The organism is Delftia sp. PX-1 (assembly GCF_055797465.1).
In genome coordinates this window covers 593630-612855 of record NZ_CP184763.1, presented here as the reverse complement: position 1 = coordinate 612855, position 19226 = coordinate 593630, and the positions used below count along the sequence as shown (strand labels likewise).

Annotated in this window: 16 protein-coding genes; 13 read left to right on the top strand and 3 right to left on the bottom strand. The window is 64.9% G+C overall.

The window, feature by feature from the left end; genetic code table 11:
- Nucleotides 1–6 precede the first annotated feature (6 nt).
- Nucleotides 7–1257: a hypothetical protein gene (locus tag ACN20X_RS02820; protein WP_016454347.1), complete on the top strand. Its 1251-nt coding sequence runs from the start codon at nt 7–9 to the stop codon at nt 1255–1257.
- A gap of 44 nt (nt 1258–1301) precedes the next feature.
- Here the strand turns inward: ACN20X_RS02820 and ACN20X_RS02815 are convergent, their stop codons facing one another.
- Complete coding sequence (locus tag ACN20X_RS02815; RefSeq protein ID WP_016454348.1) at nt 1302–2465, bottom strand: DegT/DnrJ/EryC1/StrS family aminotransferase; 1164 nt, start codon at nt 2463–2465, stop codon at nt 1302–1304.
- Nucleotides 2462–4129, bottom strand: a complete 1668-nt coding sequence (locus tag ACN20X_RS02810) for an O-linked N-acetylglucosamine transferase, SPINDLY family protein (protein WP_016454349.1) — start codon at nt 4127–4129, stop codon at nt 2462–2464. Before ACN20X_RS02810 ends, ACN20X_RS02815 begins: the two co-directional genes overlap by 4 nt.
- 364 nt (nt 4130–4493) lie before the next feature.
- On the opposite strand from ACN20X_RS02810, the gene motA reads away from it, so the two are divergent.
- The 9 genes from motA to ACN20X_RS02765 all read left to right on the top strand — a co-directional run bounded on the left by motA (nt 4494) and on the right by ACN20X_RS02765 (nt 14230).
- Complete coding sequence (gene motA, locus ACN20X_RS02805; protein WP_016449292.1) at nt 4494–5354, top strand: flagellar motor stator protein MotA; 861 nt, start codon at nt 4494–4496, stop codon at nt 5352–5354.
- Between the two features lie 24 nt (nt 5355–5378).
- A complete protein-coding gene (motB, locus tag ACN20X_RS02800) occupies nt 5379–6422 on the top strand; it encodes a flagellar motor protein MotB (RefSeq protein ID WP_016449291.1) in 1044 nt (347 codons plus the stop codon).
- Between the two features lie 124 nt (nt 6423–6546).
- Complete coding sequence (cheY, locus tag ACN20X_RS02795) at nt 6547–6933, top strand: chemotaxis response regulator CheY (RefSeq protein WP_012202534.1); 387 nt, start codon at nt 6547–6549, stop codon at nt 6931–6933.
- A gap of 10 nt (nt 6934–6943) precedes the next feature.
- Nucleotides 6944–7558 carry a protein phosphatase CheZ gene (locus ACN20X_RS02790; RefSeq protein ID WP_016449290.1) on the top strand — a complete coding sequence of 205 codons (615 nt, stop codon included), beginning with the start codon at nt 6944–6946 and terminating at the stop codon, nt 7556–7558.
- A 200-nt stretch (nt 7559–7758) separates the two neighbouring features.
- Nucleotides 7759–8931 (top strand): EscU/YscU/HrcU family type III secretion system export apparatus switch protein, encoded by a 1173-nt coding sequence (locus ACN20X_RS02785; RefSeq protein WP_016449289.1) that lies wholly within the window; start codon nt 7759–7761, stop codon nt 8929–8931.
- Nucleotides 8928–11027, top strand: coding sequence for a flagellar biosynthesis protein FlhA (flhA, locus tag ACN20X_RS02780; RefSeq protein ID WP_016454350.1), 2100 nt, complete (start codon nt 8928–8930; stop codon nt 11025–11027). Before ACN20X_RS02785 ends, flhA begins: the two co-directional genes overlap by 4 nt.
- Complete coding sequence (flhF, locus tag ACN20X_RS02775) at nt 11024–12637, top strand: flagellar biosynthesis protein FlhF (protein ID WP_016449287.1); 1614 nt, start codon at nt 11024–11026, stop codon at nt 12635–12637. Before flhA ends, flhF begins: the two co-directional genes overlap by 4 nt.
- Nucleotides 12630–13511, top strand: coding sequence for a hypothetical protein (locus tag ACN20X_RS02770; protein WP_016449286.1), 882 nt, complete (start codon nt 12630–12632; stop codon nt 13509–13511). The genes flhF and ACN20X_RS02770 overlap by 8 nt, the downstream gene beginning before the upstream one ends.
- 5 nt (nt 13512–13516) lie before the next feature.
- Complete coding sequence (locus ACN20X_RS02765) at nt 13517–14230, top strand: RNA polymerase sigma factor FliA (RefSeq protein ID WP_012202528.1); 714 nt, start codon at nt 13517–13519, stop codon at nt 14228–14230.
- Between the two features lie 218 nt (nt 14231–14448).
- On the opposite strand, the gene ACN20X_RS02760 is transcribed toward ACN20X_RS02765, so the two are convergent.
- Complete coding sequence (locus ACN20X_RS02760) at nt 14449–15900, bottom strand: aminotransferase-like domain-containing protein (protein WP_016449285.1); 1452 nt, start codon at nt 15898–15900, stop codon at nt 14449–14451.
- Nucleotides 15901–16094: 194 nt separating this feature from the next.
- Here ACN20X_RS02760 and ACN20X_RS02755 point away from each other — a divergent pair, with 194 nt between their 5' ends.
- From ACN20X_RS02755 to ACN20X_RS02745, 3 genes are all read left to right on the top strand, one after another.
- Nucleotides 16095–16697: a LysE family translocator gene (locus ACN20X_RS02755; RefSeq protein ID WP_016449284.1), complete on the top strand. Its 603-nt coding sequence runs from the start codon at nt 16095–16097 to the stop codon at nt 16695–16697.
- Between the two features lie 234 nt (nt 16698–16931).
- Nucleotides 16932–18116: an aminotransferase-like domain-containing protein gene (locus tag ACN20X_RS02750; protein WP_473210269.1), complete on the top strand. Its 1185-nt coding sequence runs from the start codon at nt 16932–16934 to the stop codon at nt 18114–18116.
- Nucleotides 18117–18203: 87 nt separating this feature from the next.
- The gene (locus tag ACN20X_RS02745; protein ID WP_473210268.1) at nt 18204–19163 is read left to right on the top strand and encodes a PhzF family phenazine biosynthesis protein; all 960 of its coding nucleotides are present in this window, start codon (nt 18204–18206) and stop codon (nt 19161–19163) included.
- Nucleotides 19164–19226: the final 63 nt, after the last annotated feature.

Sequence of the window (19226 nt, the reverse complement as noted above, 5' to 3'; positions counted from 1 at the left end):
TTCATCATGGCAATTATTCACGGCGGGCTATCGCGGATATCTATCAGATATCCCTCTCTTGATCTAAAAGGAATAAAATTTATCGGTTGGGGCGCCGGCCAGTTTTTTAAGAACTTCTATCAGTTGGTAGGTATCGATGTATCCTACACTATTTGCCCCTACTTAGAAAATCAGGGCAAGATAATTAACGGCATCGAAGTCAGATCACCTGATGCTCTAGCCAATGAAGATCCGGAAAAAATATTCATCCTCATCTTCTCCGGATCATGCGTAGAGATCACACACCAAATCAATAGCCTTGGAAAATTCAAAAGCATACAAGCACTTGAATATGGGACCCGTAGTCACGATATTCTTCAGGAATTGGGATATCTGCAGAAAAATATCGATTACCCACCCCCTCCCAAGCAGCGTTTCTCGGATATAGGCTTTTTTACCCAAGGACCAATTCTCCCGTTTACAGAGTTAGCCCTTGCCTATCAGCGCTATAGATACCCCAATGACTACCACTGTCTGGTGACTGACACTGGTCAGTCACCAGAGATATTGGGCCGTTGCGCCAGATGGGTAGATGACATTATAGAAGTCGATGCACCAAAAACCCCCGGGCCTTTGCGGCGAAACTATATGATTCGGACCGCCAAAGCTGGCGCAGAAATAATACACCGCAAAGGATTTAGATATTCCATTCGAGTCAGAAGTGGAAATATCATTCTCGGCGATGTTAGACGATATATAAGCGCGTCCTTCGGAATTCAGGGAAATTACCAAGCAGGCAAGATTGGATTCCATATGGGCTGGACCATGAGGAATATGCCATTTCAAATATCAGAGGCATTCATGGTCTCTCGCTCGGAGGACATGCTGGCTCTCTGGAGCATTCCTGAAGACAATCGCCCAAGCGACGATCCGAGCTTGCATGTATCTCCGGATATGCATTACTCCCAATTCGTCCGACTCTCAAATGAGAATTACGTTTGGTCAAGCTATGCAGCAATTCTGGGAATCCCAAACTCCACATTGGAAGACTCTCTCAATTTCATGAGAGCGAAGTTGATTCCTTTGGAGCCAGAACTTGAGACCTTCTCACTTAAATACATCTCGCTTTTCAGCATGGAGTACGACAATAATGCCATTCCAGATAAGCAGTGGTGGAACAACCTCATAAATAACTTTGATCATGAGCTGGACCGTAGTCTCGCAATCTTTGGTTCTCGCTCCACGATAGGCGACCATTTCACCAGGAAGATCGGATAGCTCCAGGCGAGGAATTGAGCCAAGCCTCGATTTTTCAAATCAAATTAACTTGTAGCAAACGTTTGCGCCACTGCATCCCTGATGGTGCTACGTTGCTGCAGTGTCATCCCCAGAAAAAAAGGAAGTCCCAACAGAGTTCTGCCCAACGCCTTGGCATTTGGAGCCTCGAGCACATGGCAATGATTTCGCAGTGCAGGCATATCTTGGAGTAGCGGTTGATACCAACGGCGTGTGACGATCCTACCTTTTTCACAAGTTTGTTCCAGACGCTGACGGGCAGACTCATCGGGCAATTGCACAGACATCAAGGTAGGCGCCACTCTGGGACCTCCATTGCCCTGAGCTTGAAACAGCAGACGGTATCCGCTCGCGCAATTCAACTCCTCAAGCAACTCAGCATGCAACCGCTGCCTTTCTTTTGCATGGTCATCCCATGTCTTCAAAGAAGCCAAAGCAATAGCTGCGTGATATTCGCTCATCTTGGCATTCGTTCCCATGCCAGCCAGTGCACCCACGGGCAATTTAGCGTGAGGATCCAAGTTGATGCCAAAGTTTGAAAGCTGACGCACTTTCGCGCTCAGTTGTGGGCGCGATGAAACAATGAGTCCACCCTCGCCGGCAGGCAGGCTCTTGGTTGTATGCATGCTGAATACCAGTGTTCCCTCCCCGCCGTCCAGCCATTGGCTACCGTAAGCGGCAGCAGCGTCGATGACTACAGGAATACCGGTTTCCAACTCGAACTGATGCCAAGCCCTCATGTCATGCGGTGTTCCGAAGGTCGCAACCGGCATAACAGCATCTATGCGGGTCGTTGCACAAACGGATCGTGCGATTTCCGGTGTCAGCATCCAATGCATCGCGTCTACGTCGGCAAGCACAGGCACATTGCCGGAACGCACAACGGCGGTAGCGCTGGCCACAAATGTGAAAGCCGGTAGCAGCACTCGGGATCCTTGGGATAAATCCAGTGCTTGCAAGACCAGCTCCAGCCCCTGAGTGGCATTGGAAACAGTTGTCAGTTGCTCCTGTGGAATATCAAAGACATTGGCAAAAGTGCTCTCTAACTCTTTAACCAATGGACCGAAATTGGAGTACTGCCGAGCAGAGTGCATGCGTTCAAGCCAGTATTGCAACGCCTGTGGGGCAGGCATATCAGGCACAAGCAACGGCACCCAGTCCGGCAGCTCAGAAGACAAGGCGTGATTCATGCCGCCGCCTTTGCACAGGCAGCGGCCAACAGGGGCTCCAACTCTTCTCCGACACTCAGCGTTTTTTGGTCACCACGCAACCAGTTAAGCCACATGAATCGATATGCCCGCTCAAGCTCGGCTGTACGGTTCCGATAGTCCATCAGCACACAATCGAGCATGCATGCCCGTACCTTTTGGCGTCGCTCGGCCAAAAGATCAGGGCTATTCATCAATCGCAGTGCGGTACTGACATAACCATCTATATCAAGCGAGACTTCGTCGTTGAATCCCAAGGTCTGCAACGTCCGCGCGGTGGATGCATCTCCGCCGCGCTCACCGTCCAAGGCCACGATCGGCAACCCCATCCACAAAGCATGCAATGTGGTTGTGCCACCAGATATAGGAGAGGTGTCCAGTGCGATATCTGCGATATGTCCCAACTCCATAAACCTTTCCAACGGCTGTTGATGCAGAACGCTGACCCGATCTAGGGGCATGCCTGCCAGTTGTACACGCGGCTGCATATGGGCTTGAGCCGCATCGGCGTCCTGCTCTTTCACCATGATGATCAGGTGTGCGTCCTGACGCGCATGAAGAATACTGGCCCAAACCGCAAGCATTTCATCGGTCAGCTTGGCTGAATTGTTCAGCGAGATGAGGGTCGGATGACCATTGCGCAGCATGGGAGGCTCTTCGCACAACGGTGAATCCTCTGGCGGTGCGTAGCTAGCCATGTAGTGCAGTTGGAACAGGTTTTCAGAGTAATACGGCGCATGGCTGGGCGGTGCAATACCGCCATCCACCAACCGGTAATCCATGGCCTTCATCCCCAGCGTATGCATATAGCCCAGCCAGGTCACCTGCACGGGCGCGGCGCGGCGGGCGAAGACTTCCAGGCGGTGGCCCAGGGTGAAGCCGGACAGGTCCACCAGCACATCGATGCCGTCGGCGCGGATCTGTTCGTAGAGCTGGTCGTCGGTCTGCTCGACCGCATCGTGCCAGTGCGGCACCAGGGCGCGCAGCTTTGCGGTCATCGCGTCGGGGCGGCCGCTGGAGTAGACGTGGATCTCGACGTTGTCCGGGTTGTGGTGCTCCAGCACGGGCCGCATGAAGAAGGCCACCGAGTGCTGGCGGAAGTCGGCCGTGACATAGCCGACCTTGAGCTTCTTGCGCGGGTTGCGATCGCGCGGGGGGAAGGGCTTGGCGTTGCGGGTCAGCGGGTCGGCGAAGCGCCGGCCCCAGTCGCGCGCCACTTCCAGGGATTTGAGCGGGTCGCTGCTGGTGTGCGAGTGGATGTAGGCCCGCGTCATCCAGTGCGTGTTTTCGTTCTTGGCGTGGCGGCAGGCGTCGTCGATCAGGTCGCAGGCCTCCTGCCTGCGGCCCGTGCTGAACAGGGCCAGGGCCAGCAGGCGCTGGGCGTTGGGCATGCGCGGCTCGATCTCCAGCGCCATCTGCAAGGCGTCCATGGCCTGGGGCCAGATGCTCATGCGCACGTAGACAAAGCCGATGTGCAGCCAGACCTTGGAGTTGCGCGGCTCCCGGGCCACCAGCTGCGCCAGCTCCGACAGAGCTTCGAGGAACTGCGCGCGATCGACCATGGCGCGGATGCGGGTCAGCTCGCTGTCGATGCTGGGCGGCTGCGCAGGGGCTGCAAAAGCGTTGGCAAGGGGTGAAGATGGCATGGCGGTGGAGCAGAGGAAGTATCAGGCCGGCCCGCGGTCGGCACGCTTGTGCGCGCGGTGACACAAAGAATAAAACTGTGCCGACTATCCTCGCATGCGCGCCGCGCGATCCACCGTTAAGCGCCCGCCTTGCAAGATTCAAACAGGCACCGATTTGCCGGCCTTTTCAGGCTTTTGGCGCGCAGCGGCGCGTTTACACCTTCATCTCAGGGCTCTCAAGTATGGATGCCTGCGGCCGATAGCTTGACAAGCCATGGGTTCGTCGATGGCCGCCACCCCGCCACGGCCCAGTGTCAAAACAAGCGCGCATTTCCAAGCCAGTTCCGACTTTTCCATCGGGACACCTCTGACAGAATCCACTCCCATGCTTGTCATCATCGGATACATCGTCGCCTTCGGTTGCATCTTCGGCACCTATGTGCTGCACGGGGGCAACGTCCAGGTCATTCTCAAGGCACTGCCTTTTGAAATGATCACCATTGGCGGCGGCGCCATCGGCGCCTTCATCGTGTGCAACCAGCCCAAGGTGCTCAAGGCCACGGCCAAGGCCATCCCTGGCGTGATGAAGAGTTCGCGCTACACCAAGGCCCGCTTCATGGAGCTGATGGCCCTGCTGTACGAGATTCTGCAAAAGGCCCGCAAGGAGGGCCTGATGTCCATCGAAGGCGATGTGGAGGCACCCAACGAGTCGCCCATCTTCACCAAGTACCCCGAGCTGCTGGCGGACCACCATGTGGTGGAGTTCCTGACCGACTATCTGCGCATGATGGTGTCGGGCAATCTCAATTCCCACGAGATCGAGTCGCTGATGGACAGCGAGATCGAGGCCCACCACGCCGAGGCCCATGCCCCCGTCAACGCACTGACCCGCCTGGCCGGCGCCCTGCCCGCCTTCGGGATCATTGCCGCCGTGCTCGGTGTGGTGAACACCATGGGCTCGGTGGGCCAGCCTCCTTCGGTGCTGGGCGGCATGATCGCCTCGGCCCTGGTCGGTACCTTCCTGGGCATCTTGCTGGCCTATGCGCTGGTGGAGCCCATGGCCGGCCTGGTGGAGCAGCGTGCCCAGGACGCCGCCAAGGAACTGGAGTGCATCAAGACCACCTTGCTGGCCAGCATGCAGGGCTACAACCCCGCCACCGCCATCGAGTTCGGCCGCAAGGTGCTGTTCTCTACCGAACGCCCCGGTTTCCTGGAACTGGAAACCCACGTCAAGGGCAAGAAGTAATCCTGCACCCAGCAGCGTCAAGCCATGGCAGAGAAAAAGTTACAGCCGATCATCATCAAGCGCGTCAAGAAGACGGCGCATGCGCCCCACGGCGGCGCCTGGAAGATCGCCTACGCCGACTTCGTGACCGCGATGATGGCCTTCTTCCTGCTGATGTGGCTGCTGGGCTCCACGGCCAAGGGCGAGCTGCAGGGCATCGCGGCGTATTTTTCCTCGCCGCTGAAGGTGGCGATGGCCGGCGGCGATGGCGCAGGCAACAGCTCCAGCGTGATTCCCGGCGGCGGCAACGATCTGGCCAAGGTGCACGGCCAGGTACGGCGTTCCGAGGCGGCAGACAGCTCCAACCGGCGCACCAGCGTCGATTCGGGCCGCGCCGATCAGGCCCAGGTGGACTCCAACCGCATCAAGGCACTCAAGGCCAAGGTGGACGCGATGATCACCAGCAATGCGCGCCTGAACGAATTCCGTTCGCAGATCCGCACCGACGTGACGCCCGACGGCCTGCAGATCCAGATCGTGGACGAGCAAAACCGCCCCATGTTCGACAGCGGCAGCGCCCTGGTCAAACCGTATATGCGCGACATCCTGCGCGAGGTGGGCGCGGCGCTGGCAGGCGCGGAAAACCGCATCAGCCTGTCCGGCCACACCGACGCGGCCCCTTACGGCAATGCCGACCGCGGCTACAGCAACTGGGAGCTGTCGGCCGACCGCGCCAACGCCTCGCGCCGCGAGCTGGTGGCCGCCGGCATGCCCCTGAACCAGCTGGCACGCATCACGGGCCTGGCCAGCAGCGACCTGCTGCTGCCCGACGATCCGCGCGCGCCCCAGAACCGGCGTATCACCATCACCGTGCTCACGCAGGAGGCCGAAAAGCGCCTGCTGGGCCACCGTGGGCCCGTGACGCGCAACGCCTTGCCGCCGTCATTGGCCGGCGGCAGCGGCGGCACCGCGAATGCAGCCACAGCCGAAGCCACGGCCGGCGAGACCGCCGCGCAGCCCGCTGCCGCCGCGCCCGCAGCCGCAGCCGCCCCTTCGGCGCCAGCGTCACCTGATCGTGTAACAAATTAAGGTTTGAGCCCGATGCTGCCGAAAAGCAGGAAAATTCCCACATTGCGCCAAGAAGGTTTCATATTGTTACCATCGCGGCGGATTCTTACCAGTACCGAGCACCTACCGACCGAAAGGGCCTCACGTGGCTAATGCCCTGCGTTTTTTGATCGTTGACGACTTCTCCACCATGCGGCGCATCGTGCGCAATCTGCTCAAGGAGAGCGGCTTTCCCGAAGCCGATGAAGCCGAAGACGGCGTCGTGGCACTGCACAAGCTGCGCAACAGCAAGTTCGATTTCGTGGTGACGGACATCAACATGCCGAACATGAACGGCTTCCAGCTGCTCACCGAAATCAAGCAGGACGACAAACTCAAGCACCTTCCCGTGCTGATGGTGACGGCCGAGGCCCGCAAGGAGGACATCGTGGCAGCGGCCCAGGGCGGTGCGGCAGGCTACATCGTCAAGCCCTTCACCAAGGCCACGCTGGAAGAGAAAGTCAACCTGATCCTCAAAAAGCTGGGCCTGTAGGGCGCGCGCCATGAGCAACCCGGATGTCCCCGACAGCGTCCACTACAAGGTAGGCGTTCTCACGCGCCAGCTGCATGACTCGCTCAACGAGCTGGGCTATGCGGACCGATTGCGCGGCAGCATGGGAGAGCTGCCGGATGCGCAAAGCCGCCTTTCCTACATTGCGCGGCTGACCGGAGAGGCCGCCGAGAAGGTCCTCAACCGTGTCGAGCTGGCCAAGAGCCAGCAGGACCGGCTGGCCGAGCGCGTGCGCGCCATGCGCGCGCAGCTGGTCGAGGATCCCGTGGCGGCCGTGGCCAAGGGCCGGGTGATGAACTTCCTCGAAGAGGTCGAGCAGGACACGCAGCAGGCCGATGAGCACCTCACCGAGATCATGATGTCCCAGGACTTCCACGATCTCACGGGCCAGGTCATCGCCCGCGTGGTGTCGCTGGCTGCCGACCTGGAGGACCAGCTGGTGCAGCTGCTCATCCAGACCTCGCCCAACCCGCAGCAGACGGCGCTGGAGCCGCTGGAAAAGCCCAAGGAGCACCTGGCCGGCCCCGTGGTCGATCCCGAGAAGACACCCGATGTGGTGACTTCACAGTCCCAGGTGGACGATCTGCTGGCCAGCCTGGGGTTCTGACACACCCCGGGGCGCCATGCGCCTTTGCATTTGCATTTGCACGGCAACCCTTCCCGCTGCGGGGCAAGGGTTTGCCGGCGTGCCGCTGCCTGCCGCACCACACCCCAGACAGCGCATAAGCGCCGCTTGAGCCCTGCTTATCGGGGCTTCGCCCATCCGGCTTGTTCCGACAATGACGCAAATCCTTCCGTCATTGCGCCATGGACTCCAGCCAAGACAAAAACCTGCCAGCCACCGAACGCAAACTGCAGAAAACGCGTTCTGACGGCCAGGGTGCGCGCTCCCGGGACCTGTCCCACCTGGCCATCCTGGGCACGGGCGCGCTGATGATGCTGATGGGCGCCGAGCCCCTGATCCAGCACCTGCGCATGGCGCTGGCCCAGCAACTGGCGTTCGACGCGCACACGGCCAAGACCCCGGCCCTGATGATGGAGCGCATGCTGTCCATGGGCAGCCTGGGCCTGAAGATTTCCCTGGGCGTTGCCGCCGTGACCACGGCCGCGGCCGTGCTGTCGGGCATGCTGGCCGGCGGCTGGATCCTGAGCCTCAAGCCCATACAGCCGCAGTTCAACCGCCTCAACCCGCTGTCGGGCCTGACCAATCTGTTTTCCAAGCAGCAGATGGTGACCGTGGCCAAGATGGTGGCGATGACGGCCATCCTCTCCTTCGTGGCCTGGAAGTTCCTGAGCAGCCACATCGCCGAGATCGCCGCCATCTCCTCCCAGCCTTCGGCCATGGCGCTGACCATGACCGGGCAGTGGCTGGCCAGCGGCGTGGCCCTGCTGCTGCTGGTGGTGTTCCTGATGGCCGTGATCGACGTGCCGCTGCAGGCCTACCTGTTCAAGTCGCGCCTGAAGATGAGCCACGAGGAAGTCAAGCAGGAGCACAAGGAGTCCGACGGCAACCCGCAGATCAAGAGCAAGATCCGCCAGAAGCAGCGCGAGATCGCCGACCGTGCCAGCGTCAACGCCGTGCCGCGCGCCGACTTCGTGGTCACCAACCCCACGCACTATGCCGTGGCGCTGCGCTACGACGAAAAGACCATGGCCGCCCCGCAGGTCATCTCCAAGGGCACGGACCTGGTGGCGCTGAAGATCCGCGAGGTCGCGGGCGCCCACAAGATACCGGTGCTCGAATCCCCGATGCTGGCGCGCGCCCTGTACGCGCACGCCGACCTGGACCAGGCCATTCCCGCCGCGCTGTACACGGCGGTGGCCCAGGTCCTGGCCTATGTCTACCGCCTGAAGGCCGCGCTGCGCGGCGAAGGCCCCATGCCTGGCGATCTCGGCGAACCCGCCGTGCCCGCCGAACTCGATCCGCACCAGGGCCGCCGCGCGCCCGCCGCCGCGACCACTGAAGGTACTGCTCCATGACGACGAATCCGCTCCAATCCCTGCAATCGATGTGGTCGGGCGAGAACACCAGGTTCGCCCAGGGCCTGATGGCGCCGCTGCTGGTGGTGGCCATCCTGGCGCTGATGGTGCTGCCGATTCCGCCGTGGCTGCTGGACACGTTCTTCACGCTGAACATTGCCGTGGCGCTGATGGTGATGATGGTGGCGGCCTACATGATCCGTCCGCTGGACTTTGCGGCCTTCCCCTCGGTGCTGCTGCTGACCACGCTGATGCGCCTGTCGCTGAACGTGGCCTCCACCCGCGTGGTGCTGCTGGAAGGCCACACCGGCCCCGGAGCGGCCGGTGCGGTGATCGAGGCCTTCGGCCACTTCCTGATCGGCGGCAACTTCGCGGTCGGCCTGATCGTGTTCGCCATCCTGGTGGTGATCAACTTCGTGGTGATCACCAAGGGTGCCGAGCGTATCGCCGAAGTCTCGGCCCGCTTCACCCTGGACGCCATGCCCGGCAAGCAGATGGCCGTGGATGCCGACCTGAACGCCGGCCTGATCGACGAAAAGGAAGCCAAGCGCCGCCGCGCCGAGGTGCAGGAGGAAGCCAACTTCTTCGGCTCCATGGACGGTGCCAGCAAGTTCGTGCGCGGCGACGCGGTCGCCGGCATCCTGATCCTGGTGATCAACATCATCGGCGGCTTCGCCATCGGCATGATCCAGCACGGCCTGTCGGCCGGCCAGGCCGCCGACAGCTACATCCTGCTGGCCGTGGGCGATGCGCTGGTCGCACAGATCCCCGGCCTGCTGATCTCGGTGGCCGCGGCCATGGTGATCTCGCGCGTGGGCAAGGAAACCGACATGGGCCAGCAGATCGCGCAGCAGCTGTTCATGTCGCCCAAGGTGCTGGGCATCACGGCCGGCGTGCTGGGCCTGCTGGGTGTCATTCCGGGCATGCCCCACGTCGTGTTCCTGAGCACGGGCGCACTGCTGGGCTGGCTGGCCTGGATGCTCTCGCGCCGCCAGCAGGAACGCGCCGCCCAGCAAACCCAGGCCCCCGCCCCCGTGGCCGCGCCCAGCGACGGCGAAGCCACCTGGGACGACCTGCAGCCCGTGGACCTGCTGGGCCTGGAGCTGGGCTACCGCCTGATCACCCTGGTGGACAAGGGCCGCCAGGGCGACCTGCTGACCCGCATCAAGGGCGTGCGCCGCAAGTTCGCACAGGAAGTGGGCTTTCTGCCCCCGGCCGTGCATGTGCGCGACAACCTGGAGCTCAAGCCCAGCGCCTACCGCATCACCCTGCGCGGCGTGATGGTGGGCGAGGGCGAGGCCTTCCCCGGCATGTTCCTGGCCATCAATCCGGGCGGCATCAGCACCCCGCTGATCGGCACCCAGACCACCGACCCGGCCTTCGGCCTGCCCGCCCACTGGATCGACGAACGCCAGAAGGAAGCGGCACAAATGGCAGGCTTTACCGTGGTTGATTCGGAAACCGTGATGGCCACCCATTTGTCACACTTGATGCAAGTGCATGCCGCCAAGCTGATCAGCCGTACCGAGACGCAGCAGTTGGTGGAGCATGTGGCCAAGCTGGCTCCCAAGTTGATCGAAGAAGTCATTCCGAAAATGGTGTCCATCACGACGTTCCAGAAAGTGCTCCAGCTGCTGCTGGAGGACTCGGTGCACGTCCGCGACATCCGCACCATCATCGAGACGCTGGCCGAGCACTCCTCGACCACCCAGGACCCCGTCGAGCTGGCCCGCCGCGTGCGCATTGCGCTGTCGCCGTCCATCGTCCAGCAGATCTACGGCCCGACCCGCGAGCTGAACGTCATCGCCATCGAGCCCGGACTCGAGCGCCTGCTGGTGCAGGCCCTGTCCAACCCCGGCGCCCCCTCACTGGATCCCGGCGTGGCCGAGATCCTCACCCAGAAGGCGGCCGACATGGCCAACCAGCAAGAAGAGCTGGGCCTGCCTGCCTGCCTGCTGGTCCCCGATTCCATCCGCAACTCCATTGCCCGCCTGGTGCGCCGCGTGGCGCCGCGTCTGCAGGTTCTCGCCCACAGCGAGATCCCCGAGACGCACACCATCCGCATCGGCTCGATTCTTAAAGGTGCATCCGCATGAACATCAAACGCTTCTACGCCCCTACCTCCCGCGAGGCCCTGGCCAAGGCGCGCATGGCTTTCGGAGCGGGCACCCTGATCCTGTCCAACCGCAGCACGCCCGACGGCGTCGAGGTCATGGCCACGGCCGAGGACACGCTGGAGCACAGCAAGGCCGCCGCCAGCAGCACGCCGCTGCAGCAGGCCATCGAGCGCCGCTCGGCCGAGGAGACCACGGGCCTGCGTCCCCAGCTGCAGGCCCAGCTGATCCAGGCACATACCCAGCCGCGCACGGCACAGCAGGCTTCGCCGGCGCCCTCACAGGCGGCTTCGCTGGCAGCCTCGCTGTCGGCAGATGGTGCCGAGCCTGCCGGCCTGCGCCAGAGCGTGCAGGAAGACACCGAGCAACTGGCCATGAGCACCCTGTCCTTCCAGGACTACGTGCGCGAACGCATGCTGCGCCGCCGCCACGAGGCCGGCGTCGACGAGCCCCTGCCCAGCTTTGCCCAGCGCCGCAGCCTGGGCGACGCCCTGCGCGAAGCGCCGGCCGCCGCGCCCATGGCCGCACAGCAGCCGTTCAAGGCACAGCCCGCGCCTTCCGTGGCCCGCCACAATCCGCTGCGCGCCAGCGCCGAGGCACCGCTGCGCGAGCCCCTGCGCAGCGAACCCGCTCCAGCCATGGCCTCCCAGGCGCTGCGCGATGAGCTGCAGTCCGTGCGCGACCTGATCGAAGAGCGCTTCAACACCCTGACCTGGCTGGGCCAGACGCGCCAGAACCCCATCCACGCCAATCTCACGCACAAGCTGATCCGCGCGGGCTACTCCCCCGTGCTGGCCCGCGCCCTGGTCGAGCACATGCCCCAGGACCTGTCCGCCGGCGACGCCGTGCGCTGGCTGATGCAGGTGCTGGAACGCAATCTGCGCACCGACGCCGGCCAGGAGCCGCTGTACGAGCAAGGCGGCGTCTTCGCCCTGGTGGGCTCCACCGGCGTGGGCAAGACCACGACCACGGCCAAGCTGGCGGCCCTGTGCGCGGCCAAGTACGGCGCCTCCAGCGTCGGCCTGATCACCCTGGACACCTACCGCGTCGGCGCCCACGACCAGCTGCGCTCCTACGGCCGCATGCTGGGCATGGTCGCCCACCTGGCCCATGACCGCGCCGCGCTGCAGGACCTGCTGGGCCTGCTGGCCAACAAGCAGCTGGTGCTGATCGACACCACGGGCGTGGCCCCGCGCGATCCGCGCAAGGACGAAATCCTGGACCTGCTGGACCTGCCCGGCGTGCAAAAGCTGCTGGCCGTGAACGCGGCCGGCCAGGGCGATGCGCTGGACGATGTGATGCAGGCCTTCAAGGCACGCGGCTCCAGCCAGGCCATCCTCACCAAGGTGGACGAGGCCGTGAAGCTGGGCCCCTCGGTGGACACGCTGATCCGCCACCAGATGCAGCTGCGCGGCGTGACCAACGGCCAGCGCGTGCCCGAAGACTGGGAGCGCGCCGATGCGCAGCAGCTGGTCTCCGCCTCCATGCGCGCCTCCACCCGCTCGGCCTTCGATCCCAAGGCATTGGACCTGGACTTCTTCTTCACCCCGTCCAGCCCCAGCACCATGGACAGCGAGGTCAGCCATGCTTGAGACCTTCCCCCAGCTGCACCAGGGCCTGGGCCTGCACGGCCAGCCCGGCGCCGCAGCACCGTCCAGCCTGCGTGTGCTGGCCATGCTGCGCGACACGGCGGCCGACCCTGAAGGTCAGTCCGAGCAATCTCTGCTGTGGCCGGTCTGCGCCAGCCTGCAGCGCCTGGGCATGCCCGTCCTTGTGCTCGATGCCAGCCAGGGCGAGGCGGCCGACGCGCCTGGCCTGGCCCAGCTGCTGCAGCAAAGCGCCTGGCAGGCCCGTACCGGCCTGCACCCCGACCCCCGTCACAGCTCGGTGGCCGTGCTGCCTGCCCGCCAGGGCCTGGAGCTGCTGCCCCTGCAGGCACGGCAAGCCGGCATGACGCCCATGCAATGGCTGCAGCGCCATGTGCGCGGCTATGCCATCGTCATGCTGTATGCCGATGCCGACACGCTGGCCCGCAATCTGCCCGGCCAGGCCGTGCACCCGCTGATGGTGCTGCCCGAACACGGCCCCCGCGTGCTGGGCTGCTACCGCCAGCTCAAGCAGCTGGCCGTGCATGCCGGCCTGCGCTGCCTGCTGGCGCCGCTGCTGCCCGGCGCTGACCCCGTGGATGTGACCAGCTACGATTGGCGCCGCGGACAGACCGGTGCCCGCAGCCAGGCCGAGGATGCGCAACGGCGCCAGTCACAGATCGACGCGCTGCTGCGCTGCGCACAGCGCCATCTGGGCCACGCGCCCGGGCTGCTGCCCGTGCGCCTGCACCATGCACCGGACCTGCAGCGCCTGGCGCTGCAGTTGCTCAACCATGCGGGCAGCGTATTGCCGCATGGCGGCCAGGACCTGGCCGCCGGCTACGCACCGCTGCCTGCATCCCATGCCTGGAGCCACTGACTGCCATGTACACCGCCAAAGGCCAACTCGACCGCGATGCACTGATCCGTCGGCACGTACCCCTGGTACGCCGGATCGCGCTGCACATGATCGCCAAGCTGCCTCCCAATGTGGAGCTTGATGATCTGATACAGGTCGGAATGATCGGCCTGGCCGAAGCCCTGTCCCGCTTCGAGAGCGAGCAGGGCGTGCAATTCGAGACCTTCGCCAGCCAGCGCATCCGCGGCGCCATGCTCGATGAACTGCGCGAGGGCGACTGGATGAGCCGCAGCTCGCGCAAGAGCCAGAAGGACATAGAGCACGCGCTGCACCGCCTGGAGCAGCGCCTGGGACGCACCCCGCTGGAGTCCGAGATCGCCGACGAGCTGGGCATGGACCTGGACGACTACCAGTCGCTGCTGGGCAAGGTGCGCGGCACGCAACTGGTCTACCTGGAAGACATGTCAGGCGGCGACGAGGGCGAGGACTTCCTCGAACGCCACGTGGCCGACAGCGGCGCCGACCCCTTTGCGCTGCTGCGCGACCACCGCCTGCGCGTGGCCCTGGTCGAAGCCATCAAGGCCCTGCCCGAGCGCGAGCAGTACATCATGGGCATGTACTACGAGCACGACATGAACCTCAAGGAAATCGCCGCCGTGCTGGGCGTGACCGAATCGCGTGTGTGCCAACTGCACAGCCAGGCGATTGCGCGCCTGCGTACGAAGATGCGGGCGCATTGACTGGGGGCACCCCCTGAGGCGCTGACGCGCCTTCCCCCTCTCTACCCGCTTCGCGGGGGAGGGGGACGACACCCTCGCGGCGGGGCGGCCCTTGCTCGGTGTCCCTCGCTTTGGGCCTCGTGGGTTTTTTGCGCTGCTGGTCTGATCTATGTTTGCGGGTCGATACAGTCTTCCCCGCCTTCCGCCCCCTCCCCCTCTCCTCTCTCCCATTCCCTTTTCTATGCGCTGCCGCGCATGGCCTGGACTTCGCGTTCGAAGATGCGCCAGAAGGCGGGTTCCTGCGTGGTGGCGAAGTTGATGCGCATGCAGGTGCTGGGCTGGCGGCCGGCGTGGAACATGGAGCCGGGGGCGATGAAGTAGCCGGCGTCCAGCAGGCGCTGGGCCAGGGTTTCGGTGTCCACGCCGGTGTCCACCCAGCCGAACATGCCGGCCGGCTCGGCCGCGAAGCGGGCTCCGGCCTGCTGGGCCAGTGCCACGCTGCGCATGCGGGCCTGGGCCAGGTGCTGGCGCAGGCGCTCGGCATGGCGGCGCAGCTGGCCCTGGTCCATGCAGTGGGCCAGGGCGCGTTCCGTCAGTGCGGGGGTGGTCAGCGTGGACAGCAGCTTGGTGTCCACCAGGCGCTCCACCAGCGCAGGCGGCGGCGCCAGATAGCCCACGCGCCAGTTGGGTGCCAGCAGCTTGGCGAAGCCGCTCACGTAGATGCTGTGGCCCAGGCGGTCCAGCACGGTCATGCGTGCGGCGTGGTCGGGCGCGATCTCGCCATAGGTATCGTCCTCCACCACGTAGAAGCCGAATCGCCGCGCCAGCTGCAGCACCTCATGGGCGCTGGCCGGCGACAGGCTGTAGCCGGTGGGGTTGTGCAGCACGCTCACGCTGACGTAGAGCTTGGGTGCGCAGCTTTCGCAGTAGCGCTGCATCACGGCCAGGTCCGGCCCGTCGGGGCCGCGCGGCACGGGCAGCACGCGCATGCCCAGCGATGCCAGGCGCGCGAACTCCACGGCCCAGCCGGGCTCCTCCACCATCACCGGATCGCCCGGCTGCAGCAGGGCCCGGCTGACCACGTCCAGCCCATGCGTTGCGCCCATGGTGGTGATGATGTGCTGCGGCGCCGCCGCAATGCCCAGGCGCGCCAGGCGCCGCGACAGCGCCTCGCGCAGGCTGATGTCGCCCAGCGGGTCGCCATAGCCCACGCAGGAGTCGTGCAGGGATTTTCCCGAGCAGGCCTTGCGCATGGCAGCGGCCAGAAAGCCTGCCTCCAGCCATTGGGCCGGCAGCACGCCCGCGCCGGGCTGGGGCCTGCCGCCCACGCTCTGGTGGAACATGCCGCGCACCAGCATGGAGGCATTGATGCGCGTGCCCTTGGGCGCGCCGGTGGCCTCGTCCGCAGGCGCGGCGCGGGCCTGTTCGGACTGCAGCAGCGGTGCGTCCTGCACGAAATCGCGCACGAAAAAGCCGCTTTGCGGCCGCGCCTCGACCAGGCCCTGGGCCTGCAGCAGGTCATAGGCGGCCACCACCGTGTGCGTGCTCACGCCCTGCTGGCGCGCGCATTCGCGCACCGAGGGCAGGCGTGCGCCCGCCGGCAGCAGGCGCATGCGGATGCGCTCTCCCAGGCGTTCGGCCAGCTGGGTGCTCAGGGTCTGCGGCGCCAGCCGCGAAAGGGGAACGGGCATGAGAGGGTCACCAAAACGTCACTGTATCGGGATGGGCGCCGATACAGAACATGCAATTGAGGGTTCAACTGTATTGGTACTGTACAGGTCTTGCACCTATATTGCAGGCATTCGTGCTGCGGAGCAGGCCTGCCGTGCCCTCCTCCCCAACAGCCCCTTGCCGCCTGTATGGAGACCTCCGGGGCCACCGCCTCATGCCACCGTCCGAACTCACCGCCTTGCTGCTGCTCGCCGCTTCCATGAGCTTCAGCCCCGGCCCCAACACCACGCTGTCCACGGCCCTGGCCGCCAACCACGGCCTGCGCCCGGCGCTGCGCTTCGTCCTGGCCGTGCCCGTGGGCTGGTGCTTGCTGCTGGTGCTGAGCACGGCCGGCGTGGGCGCGGCGATCGTGGCGGCACCGCTGCTGCTGTGGCTGGTCAAGGCCGCCGGCATCGGCTACCTGCTGTGGATGGCCTGGCGCCTGAGCCGCAGCGCACAGATGGCGTCACTGCAATCGCAGCAGCAGCTGCAGGTGGGTTTCTGGCAGGGCGTGGGATTGCAATTCGTGAACATCAAGGCCTGGCTGCTGGCCCTGGCCATCGTGGCCGGCTGGCTGGCGGGGCACGACGACCTGAGCGAGCGCCTGTCCGTGGTGCTGCCCGTCATGGCCGCCTATGCCTTCTCCAGCAATCTGCTGTATGCCTGCGTGGGCGCACTGCTGCGCCACTGGCTGGCCCAGGGACGCAGGCTGCTGTGGTTCAACCGTGCCATGGCGGCCATGCTGGCGCTGACGGCGATGTGGATGGTGGCCGCATGAGGGTCTGCCATCCACACCCAGGCAAAGGCCGTACTGGCCTGCCCAGCTATTGAAGGGAGGATGCGCAGACCCTTCACGGCCGCGACAAAATACCCTCATTGCCGGCGCAAGAGCGAAAGCACCATCCGCACTGCGCTCTTCACATGCGGCCGGCCCGTGCCCCACGACGGCATGGCAACCCATACCAGCCCGCCCGCATGGCGGGCACCGCAAAGACCTGGAACTGCTTTTTTTATGACGACCTGGACGCTGGCAGACCGTGCTGCCAAGATGAACCCCTCCGCCATCCGCGAAATCCTCAAGCTCACCGACCGTCCCGGCATCATCAGCATGGCGGGCGGCCTGCCCTCGCCGCTGGCCTTCCCGCTGGACGCGTTCACCCAGGCCTGCCAGACCGTGATGCAGCGTGATGGCGCAGCGGCCCTGCAATACGCCACCAGCGAAGGCTTCGCGCCCCTGCGCCAGGCCGTGGCCGACTTCCTGCCCTGGGAAGTGGACCCCGACCAGGTGCTGATCACCACGGGCTCGCAGCAGGCGCTGGACCTGATCGGCAAGGTCTTCCTGGACCGCGGCAGCCGCATGCTGGTCGAAAAGCCCACCTACCTGGGCGCGCTGCAGGCCTTTGCGCCGCAGGAACCGATTCCCGTGGGCGTGGACAGCGATGACGACGGCATCCTCGTCGAGGACTTCGCCGCCAAGGCCGGCACCGGCGCCGACAAGGCCCGCCTGGCCTACGTGCTGCCCAACTTCCAGAACCCCACCGGCCGCACCATGGCCGAGGCACGCCGCCAGGCCCTGGTGGACAAGGCGCGTGAACTCGACATCCCGCTGATCGAGGACAACCCCTATGGCGACCTGTGGTTCGAGCAGCCCCCTGCCCTGCCGCTGGCCGCGCGCAACCCCGAAGGCGTGATCTACCTGGGCTCGTTTTCCAAGGTGCTGGCCCCGGGCCTGCGCATCGGCTTCCTGGTGGCGCCCAAGTCCGTCTACAACAAGCTGCTGCAGGCCAAGCAGGCGGCCGACCTGCACACGCCCGGCTTCAACCAGCGCGTGGTCTCCGAGGTCATCAAGGACGGATTCCTGGACTGCCACGTGCCCACCATCCGCGCCATGTACAAGCGCCAGCGCGACGCCATGCTGGCCGCGCTGGAACGCGAGATGGCCGGCCTGGACGTGCAGTGGACCCGTCCCGTGGGCGGCATGTTCCTGTGGGTTCGCCTGCCCAAGGGCATGGATGCGCAAAAGCTGCTGCCCGCCGCCGTGGAACGCGGCACGGCCTTCGTGCCCGGCGCGCCGTTCTACGCGGACGAGCCCCAGGCCAACACGCTGCGCCTGTCCTACGTGACCGTGTCGGCCGAGCAGATCGACAAGGGCATCGCCGCCCTGGCCGACGCCATCCGCTCGCAGCTGTCGGCCTGATACGCACAGCCCCGGCTGTTCCCTGAAAGCCGGCTTTGCGCCGGCTTTCTTCATCCTGCATTGCCCATCGCAACCCTGCCCCTTGCCATGACCTCCACCGCCGCTCCCCGCCAGCGCCCCTTCATGACCGTGGACGTGTTCACGGCACGGCCCTACCTGGGCAATCCGCTAGCCGTCGTGCTCGACGCCACCGGGTTGACCGATACGCAGATGCAATCCTTCGCGGCCTGGACCAATCTGTCGGAGACCACCTTCGTGCTGCCGCCCACCGAGGCCGGCCGCGCCGCAGGCGCCGACTACCGCGTGCGCATCTTCACGCCGGGCGGCGAGCTGCCCTTTGCCGGCCATCCCACGCTGGGCAGCTGCCACGCCTGGCTGGCGCAGGGCGGCGTGCCGCAGCAGGCGCAGCGCATCGTGCAGGAATGCGCCAAGGGGCTGATCTCGATTGCGCGCCAGGACGGACGCCTGGCCTTCCAGGCACCGGCCACCGACATCGGCGTCGTGGAGCCGGGCCTGCTGGCCGAGGTGGCTGCCGCGCTGGGCGCGGAGCCCGGCCAGATCCTGCGCGCCGCCTGGCTGGACAACGGCCCGCGCTGGATGGGCGTGCTCTTCGAGCATCCCGATCAGGTGCTGGCGCTGGAGCCCGACCATGCAAGGCTCAAGGCGCTGAACACCAAGGTGGGTGCCTGCGCGCTGTACGAAAGCGCGCAAGATGCACCGGCACTGATCGGCCGCAGCAGCCGCGAGGCACGCGCCTTTGCCACGGGCCAGCGCCCGGCCGGGGCCGATGCGGATGCCGCCCCCAGCCTGGAAGTGCGCGGCTTCGCCAGCCCCGTCGGCGTCACCGAAGACCCCGTCACCGGCAGCCTCAACGCCAGCCTGGCCCTGTGGCTGCGCGGCGAAGGCCTGCTGCGCGCGCCCTACATCGCCAGCCAGGGCTGCTGCGTGGGCCGCGACGGCCGCGTGCATGTCAGCGAGGACGCCCAGGGCGCGCTGTGGATAGGCGGCCATGTGGTGGAGTGCGTGAGCGGCCAGGTGCTGTTGTAGGGCCTGCCGGGCTGCTGGAATCTGTCGCCAAGGCGGCAGCCAGTCGCCCGCAGGACAAACGCC

What these genes read in the sequence shown, in the direction of transcription:
- flhF (WP_016449287.1), top strand. Translation starts at nt 11,024, where the DNA reads ATGAACATCAAACGCTTCTACGCCCCTACCTCCCGCGAGGCCCTGGCC.
- ACN20X_RS02755 (WP_016449284.1), top strand. Translation starts at nt 16,095, where the DNA reads ATGCCACCGTCCGAACTCACCGCCTTGCTGCTGCTCGCCGCTTCCATG.
- ACN20X_RS02760 (WP_016449285.1), bottom strand. Translation starts at nt 15,900, where the DNA reads ATGCCCGTTCCCCTTTCGCGGCTGGCGCCGCAGACCCTGAGCACCCAG.
- ACN20X_RS02765 (WP_012202528.1), top strand. Translation starts at nt 13,517, where the DNA reads ATGTACACCGCCAAAGGCCAACTCGACCGCGATGCACTGATCCGTCGG.
- ACN20X_RS02750 (WP_473210269.1), top strand. Translation starts at nt 16,932, where the DNA reads ATGACGACCTGGACGCTGGCAGACCGTGCTGCCAAGATGAACCCCTCC.
- flhA (WP_016454350.1), top strand. Translation starts at nt 8,928, where the DNA reads ATGACGACGAATCCGCTCCAATCCCTGCAATCGATGTGGTCGGGCGAG.
- ACN20X_RS02815 (WP_016454348.1), bottom strand. Translation starts at nt 2,465, where the DNA reads ATGAATCACGCCTTGTCTTCTGAGCTGCCGGACTGGGTGCCGTTGCTT.
- ACN20X_RS02810 (WP_016454349.1), bottom strand. Translation starts at nt 4,129, where the DNA reads ATGCCATCTTCACCCCTTGCCAACGCTTTTGCAGCCCCTGCGCAGCCG.
- ACN20X_RS02820 (WP_016454347.1), top strand. Translation starts at nt 7, where the DNA reads ATGGCAATTATTCACGGCGGGCTATCGCGGATATCTATCAGATATCCC.
- motB (WP_016449291.1), top strand. Translation starts at nt 5,379, where the DNA reads ATGGCAGAGAAAAAGTTACAGCCGATCATCATCAAGCGCGTCAAGAAG.
- ACN20X_RS02785 (WP_016449289.1), top strand. Translation starts at nt 7,759, where the DNA reads ATGGACTCCAGCCAAGACAAAAACCTGCCAGCCACCGAACGCAAACTG.
- ACN20X_RS02790 (WP_016449290.1), top strand. Translation starts at nt 6,944, where the DNA reads ATGAGCAACCCGGATGTCCCCGACAGCGTCCACTACAAGGTAGGCGTT.
- motA (WP_016449292.1), top strand. Translation starts at nt 4,494, where the DNA reads ATGCTTGTCATCATCGGATACATCGTCGCCTTCGGTTGCATCTTCGGC.
- ACN20X_RS02770 (WP_016449286.1), top strand. Translation starts at nt 12,630, where the DNA reads ATGCTTGAGACCTTCCCCCAGCTGCACCAGGGCCTGGGCCTGCACGGC.
- ACN20X_RS02745 (WP_473210268.1), top strand. Translation starts at nt 18,204, where the DNA reads ATGACCTCCACCGCCGCTCCCCGCCAGCGCCCCTTCATGACCGTGGAC.